Source organism: Vibrio sp. Vb0937 (genome assembly GCF_033338855.1).
In genome coordinates, this window is the sequence record NZ_JAWOTK010000166.1 from 1 (window position 1) to 1,507 (window position 1,507).

Consider the following 1,507-nt stretch of genomic DNA (forward strand, 5'->3'; position numbering starts at 1 on the left):
CAGTGCGGGGTATACACCAAGCGGGCGCGGCTGAGTTTCAAAAATCGACCCAAAAAACCGGCTTTGCTAGAGTGCAAGTGCACAATATCGGGTTTTATGTCATTGATGGTTTGATTGGCGTCTCGCACAAACTGCAGAAGCCCACCTTCCACCCATTTCGTTTGAGCAAAAACATCGTGATTGCTGTCTTTGGTTAAATCATTGTGACGCGCTCTAGCAAGCAAAAAGTGTTCATACGGTTCATGTCGAGATGAATGTACATAGCTGTACAGTGCGGTTTGAACACCGCCACCAAAGGCTTCGGTAATATGCAGTACTTTTTTCATGCTGACTTTGTCCCTGGAGTTTTTAACCACGTGGTTTTGAAAGCTTCTCGTTCTTGCTGCGAGTAAATATGGCGATAAAGCGGTAAGTCATACATGTAAAACAACTTAGAAAAATCGTAATGCTGTTTAAAGTATTGGTGGATGTTGGAATACCATTTGTTCTTTGCTTCATTGCTGTTTTTCAGAACAAAGTTGTCGACATTTAGGAAGTCTCCAATCTCTTTGTCAAGGGAACTCAGTTGCTCGCACTTAATGAGAATGACGCTGGCTTTGTCATTGTTGAACGTGAAAAATGGTTGAGTGTTATCGATCTCTTGGCGCATGACATCGATGCTGAAGTTACGTTTTAGCTCGTTATCGAACCAATCTGCGAAGTAGTTCAGGTTGATGTAGTTATCAAAGCAATGCTCGAGATGCTTGTAGGTTACTTCCATATCGCGGTGGATGGCATCGTTCTTTTTGCCTTCGATAAATTGCAGGTGTAAATCTTGGAAAAAACGGGAGAAAACCGTCGCAATCGGGTCACGGATTAATGTAACGATCTTGATTTGCTCGCGCTTTTGCAAAATGCGCTTGCGTTGATTCAGAACCAAACGGTACATCGCGCGATTTTTAAAATCGAAGAATTTACTCACATCCTTTTTGTTGTGGTACATGTGAAATTCTTCATGATCGTCAAACGTGTGGATGTGATAGCTCGGAATGTTACGCGCTTCCAAAGTATGCTCGATAGACGATGAGCCCACTTTCCCCATTTGATACACCAAGACGAAGTTATCAGCCCGAAGTTCTCGGTTCTTTTCAAATTGTCGAGCGATAGAGTATTTCATTGATCAAATCCTTGATTATTAAAATTCGTGACTTTTATTGACTGGCAGCGAATGGATGACTGTCTGAGGTTCTGGTGTTCGTTTTCGACTGATCATAACTGGCAACAAAAGTATCAAAATGATGGTGGTATTTACGGCAACGAAGAACACCATGATGAGGGCGTAAACCGCGAGTAAAAGACTTTTTCTGTTGTCATCGATACTGCGAAAACAAAATTTGATGAAAAAAAAGTAGCCTCCAAACAGAAACGCAATGCCGAGCAAACCGTATTCGATGGCGGTATCGAGCACAAAGTTGTGGGTGTAAATTGCTAATTCATCGTAGTTGAAGTAATCGATCATAAAGTTGGG

2 protein-coding genes and 1 pseudogene are annotated in these 1,507 nt (G+C 42.1%); all 3 read right to left on the reverse strand.

Annotated features, from left to right (window positions below; genetic code table 11):
• Positions 1–326, reverse strand: a 326-nt coding sequence (locus R7P67_RS24095) for a glycosyltransferase (protein ID WP_318086226.1), incomplete at its 3' end; no start/stop codon positions are given.
• Positions 323–1,156, reverse strand: a complete 834-nt coding sequence (locus R7P67_RS24100) for a putative capsular polysaccharide synthesis family protein (protein WP_318086227.1) — start codon at positions 1,154–1,156, stop codon at positions 323–325. The genes R7P67_RS24100 and R7P67_RS24095, both read right to left, overlap by 4 nt.
• Before the next feature lie 18 nt (positions 1,157–1,174).
• Positions 1,175–1,507 (reverse strand): annotated as a pseudogene (locus R7P67_RS24105) (ligase); the annotation flags it as partial.

What these genes read in the sequence shown, in the direction of transcription:
- R7P67_RS24100 (WP_318086227.1), bottom strand. Translation starts at nt 1,156, where the DNA reads ATGAAATACTCTATCGCTCGACAATTTGAAAAGAACCGAGAACTTCGG.